We start from the raw sequence: 5,060 nt of genomic DNA on the forward strand, positions 1-5,060 counted from the left end.
AAATCGTCCCCCGCAGGACCATCCACGTCAACCAATATCTCGAAACTGAGTCTTCAACAGACGGGAGCTTATCTTTAATAGTTAACTGATCGTTTTAACAGTGTCTCCAGTAGGACACTGTTTTTTATTGGTCATTTCCGCGATGGATTTACTTCCTTATTTCAGATCGGTTTAGTTAAGAAATTGAAGGGTAAAAGAAAAGGAAGAATTAAATTTAGGTCATTACAAAATGAGAAGATATCCATTCAATATACCAATAGAGGAAGTGAGCAGAAAATGAGTCAACAAACTTGGTCTGTAGATCAAATCCCTTCATTAAAAGACAAAGTAGCCATTGTAACAGGTGGGAACGGAGGTCTTGGGTTTGAAGCGGTAAAAGTGTTCGCTGAAAAAGGAGCAACTGTTATCCTTGCTTCAAGATCTTTAGAACGCGGAGAAGAGGCATATGAGGCGATCAGGAAGGAAAACCCGAATGCCATTATTGATGTGATGCCATTAGATCTTCAGGATTTGGATTCTGTGAAAGAATTCGCACGTATATTTAAAGCCAAATACTTTCGGCTGGATATCCTGCTGAATAACGCAGGAGTAATGACGACCCCTTACGGTAAAACGAAAGACGGTTTTGAGCAACAGCTCGGCATTAATCATCTGGGCCATTTTGCTTTGACTGCGCTTCTCTTCGAACGCTTAAAAGAAACAAAGGACTCCAGAGTAGTGAATATCAGCAGTAATGCTCACAAATCAGGAACGGTCGATTTTGATAACCTGATGTTTGAAGGCGTCAGAGGATACAAACCAATGAAGGCGTATTCCCAATCTAAATTGGCCAATTTGCTGTTTACCTTTGAATTGCAGAGACGAATTGATCAAGCTGGCCTGTCTATAAAAAGCGAAGCAGCTCATCCAGGAGGTGCTCAAACCAACTTGGCACGGCATGTAGAAGACAAGTTTCTTTATAGAATGCTGGAAGGGGTACTTACCCGCGTTACACAAAGTGCCTATGATGGAGCACTCCCAGGTATTCGCGCAGCTACCGATTCTTCTTTAGAAGGCGGACGCTATTTAGGTCCTTCCGGTTTTATGGAGATGAAAGGGGATCCTGTGGTGGTTTCTCCTAAGACTCACGCTTACGATGTAATGGACGCAGACTTGCTTTGGAAAGAATCAGAACGATTAACAGGTGTGAAGTTCCCTGTTTAATAGAATGATAGACTAAGCCTTTTAAGGCTTAGTCTTTTTTTTAGTGGTTATATCTTCTGGCTTATATCTTTTAAAGGTAAAGAAATAATTAAAAAAGGTATTTTAATATATTAATTTAGTTTTTTTTTGTAATGAGCGGGTAAGCAGGGATATATACCAATTATTAAGAAAGGATTGAGGAGGATTTAGATGGATAGGAAGAATCTCATCGATTACAAGATTTTTATACCCTCACTATTAATCATACTGGGGATTAGCATCCCATTTGCTATGTACGAGAAAGAGTCATTGGAAGTATTGAATTCTATATTTGATTATATTGTAGAGGTGTTCAGCTGGGGTTATCTCTGGTATGGAATTATTTTAGTTATAGCAGGATTGTATTTATCATTTTCAAAATACGGCCAAGTCGTATTGGGAAAACCTAATGAGAAGCCGCGGTTCACTTTATTTGAATACGCATCGATACTGATTGCTATGGGTGTAGGTTCGACCATTATGAGAACCGGTATGCTCCAGTGGACTTCTGTTGCTAATGACCCACCAGCAGGAGTAGAAGCTGGATCTCCGGAAGCTCTTTTATGGGGAAATGCCTACAGCATGTTTTTATGGGGATTTCAGGTCTTCGCCATCTTCGTGTTGATTGCTCCGGCGATGGGGTACATTCTTCACGTAAGAAAACGCCCATTAATGAGGATATCTGAAGCTTGTCGTGTTCTTTTTGGCGATAGATTTACCGATGGATTAGGCGGTAAATTGCTTGATATTTTATTCCTTATTAGTATTCTTGCAGGTGCAGCTGTAACGCTTGGATTAGGTGCGCCTATTATTACTCAGAACTTATCTCACCTATTAGGTATAGAAGTTAACTTTGGTCTGACCATAACGGTTACAATCATATGGGTATTCTTATTTTCACTTAGTGCGTATTTAGGTATTGAAAAAGGAATTAAACGGTTGAGTACGTTTAATATGTATTTAGCCGCTATATTTGCCTTATTTATTCTAATAGGAGGACCGGGAGTATTTATATTAAATTACTTCTCCGATAGTGTATCTTTCCTATTAGCTAATTACCTTAATATTTCGTTAAATACACAGTCTGTTCATCAGGGAGCCACCTCACATATCCAAAGTAATACCGTGTTTTGGTATGCTTACAGTGCAACATGGGCCATGCTCCATAGTGTATTTGCCGCTAAAATTTCAAAAGGCAGAACGATTAAGGAAATGATCCTGACTTATTTGCTGGCGCCTACCCTTATATCATGGATTGCGACAGGAGTACTTGGAGGACTAGGTGTTCATAGATATCTGATGGGAGATATGTCAATTCTGCAGATGGTTGAAAATAACGCAAGAATGGCAGCTATTCCAGAAATATTGTCGACTCTTCCATTCGGAGAAATTTCTATTATCATCTTTATGGTTGTTGCTCTCGTGTTCTTAACGACCACGCTTGATTCTACCACTTACACCGTAGCCGCTTATACGAGTACAAGAGATATGAGTAAGTATGAGCCGCCGAAATTGCTGCGTATTATTGTTGCAGCTGTTATAACTGGTTTGGCTTTAGTGCTTATGCGTATTGGTGGATTACCACCTCTTGAAGTTATTTCAGGACTCATGGGTCTGCCTATTATATTCCTCCAGTTTATACTCATATACGCTGCGAAACGTATGATCGATGAGGATAAAGCTTGGAAGTATAACGTTCGAAGTAGTAGTTAATGACACACCCCTCTTTCCGATCATAACGGAGAGAGGGTTTTCTATTGCTGAAAATCTGTACAAGCGCTAAGAGAATAGTTTAAATCAGCTCCTATGTAAGACTCTCCATATTTTATGTAAGATAGATCTGAATATCGTTCACTTTCCATCCGACCTGCATTTATATCTTTGGTAAAGGCCGACTACTATAGACGGAATTGTCCAAAATCGTGGTACAAGCTGATCATATAAAATAGTCAAAAAGCTTGAAAGCGCATTATTTAAGGCTTTTTCTAGTTTTACTAACAGTAATTAGAAAATAATCAACAGGGAAAATGTTTCTGTGAAACATTTTATATTAAAACTATAATTTTTAGATGGGAAAGCTGATAGCATATCGCCTATATCGACACGATATGAACTTTCTGAATTTAATGGATATGAAAAAAGCACGGCCATAGGTTCAAAAGGGGCCTAATAGACTCTGTTTATAGAAGATTATGTCTTTAGAATCTAGTTGTATCGCAAAGCGATATATTTTATAATAACTAAGATACAGTAGTTTTATTATCATCTATTTATTATTTTCTAATGGTCATCATATTGCCTGTATCGACAGGCGATATAAGATCTTGTATAGAATAACGGACTGCAGCCTAAAGGAATTTTTATTATTTTATTTTTATAAGCACTTTTTTGATAGTCAGGTATATCGCTCGGCGATATAACCTGGAGAGGCCTCAGGAAACCTTGGTATTTAATAGAAAGAGGTGCGATATGCGAAGCGATATTCAACCAAATGAACAGGCTTTCTCTTCTAAAGAAGTAGCCGAAGAAGTGGGAATTGCGACACCAACTGTTCGAAAATACGCTCAAATCTTAGAACGGAATGGATATGAGTTTTTCAAAAATCGTGACCGGCGTATCTTTGTTCATTCTGATATCGAAGCACTTATATCGATACGCGATACGGAGAAGCCATTAGACGTTATAGCTCAAGAACTGGTGGAACAGCAGACAGAACGCTTAAAAGGGTATAAGGAAGCTGGTATATCGGTGCCCGATACATACAATCCTTCACTCCAGAACAACGATCAATTAAAAGAATTTTTCAGGGCTCTATCCAGTGAACTCGCAGCTACCCGTGAGATGAATGTACAATTAACCAACGATATTTCAGAATTAAAAACTACCATGTCACGTTTGCAGCAGGATCACCATCATATAAGTGCGGGGATCAGCAATTCTGCTCAAAAAACCAATGCTAAAATTGAAAAGCTGTCAACACAGCAGGAAGAGCTTTATGAAACATTACTTCAGCAGGAAAAAGAAAAGACTGAAGCATTACAAGAGGAAATTAAAAATATGCGTGCTGAGCAAAATAAAGAGTGGCGGCTGCAAAACGATTTCAATACACGTTTAGAGGGAGCTATGAAAAAAACAGAGCAACCAAAAGGCAGCTGGGAATGGTTCTTATCTCTCTTCCGTAAATTTTAGAACTGAAATACTAATACGTCAGTCGAACTCAGACCGGGTTTTTGATTCGAAGAACTGCAAAAGAAATCATGTAATCCTTGCGACTAAGTCAATAAAGAACCAGAAATTCTTCTTATAAATTAATCAAAGACGTAAAAAAAGACGGGCTAGCCCGTCTTTTTCTTTTGGTTTTTTTTCGTTTACCCAATGCTGTCTCCAGGATTAAGGATAGGCAAATCCACGTTCACGGTGTCTGGATACTTAATTCCAGCTCCTGTATTTAAAACCACCACTTTTTCGTTGTTTTGAATCCATCCTTGCTCTCGAAGGCGGCGGGCCGCCGAGAATGCCGCAGCTCCTTCAGGGCATACAAATGCCCCTTCCTTTTGAGCCACTTTCTTTTGCTCCTCAAGAAGAGCATCGTCACTGATTGCTATGGCGCACCCATCTGTCTCATAAAGAGCTTCAAGTACTAGAAAATCTCCAAGCGCTTTAGGTACATTAATTCCAAATGCTACAGTTTCAGAACCTTCCCAAAAAGGAGCTTCTGTCTCTCCTTTTTCCCATGCCTGAACAAGAGGGGCACAGCCATCTGATTGTACAGCTACGAGTCTTGGCAATTTATCCTTCTGAATCCATCCCAGCTGTTGTAGCTCCTTTAAGGCCTTATG

4 protein-coding genes are annotated in these 5,060 nt (G+C 39.3%); 3 read left to right on the forward strand and 1 reads right to left on the reverse strand.

Annotated elements, in window-relative coordinates; all coding sequences use genetic code 11:
- Positions 1 to 276 precede the first annotated feature (276 nt).
- From WAM07_RS06765 to WAM07_RS06775, 3 genes are all read left to right on the forward strand, one after another.
- Positions 277 to 1,203, forward strand: coding sequence for an oxidoreductase (locus tag WAM07_RS06765; protein ID WP_422165772.1), 927 nt, complete (start codon positions 277 to 279; stop codon positions 1,201 to 1,203).
- Between the two features lie 189 nt (positions 1,204 to 1,392).
- Positions 1,393 to 2,934: a BCCT family transporter gene (locus WAM07_RS06770; protein WP_422165773.1), complete on the forward strand. Its 1,542-nt coding sequence runs from the start codon at positions 1,393 to 1,395 to the stop codon at positions 2,932 to 2,934.
- Between the two features lie 756 nt (positions 2,935 to 3,690).
- Positions 3,691 to 4,410: a hypothetical protein gene (locus tag WAM07_RS06775; RefSeq protein ID WP_422165774.1), complete on the forward strand. Its 720-nt coding sequence runs from the start codon at positions 3,691 to 3,693 to the stop codon at positions 4,408 to 4,410.
- Positions 4,411 to 4,589: 179 nt separating this feature from the next.
- On the opposite strand, the gene WAM07_RS06780 is transcribed toward WAM07_RS06775, so the two are convergent.
- Positions 4,590 to 5,060: pyridoxal-phosphate dependent enzyme (locus WAM07_RS06780; RefSeq protein WP_422165775.1), on the reverse strand; the 471-nt coding region annotated here is incomplete at its 5' end.

The sequence above is a fragment of the Halobacillus sp. genome (assembly GCF_049282395.1).
In the GTDB taxonomy this organism is placed as follows: Bacteria; Bacillota; Bacilli; order Bacillales; family Halobacillaceae; genus Halobacillus.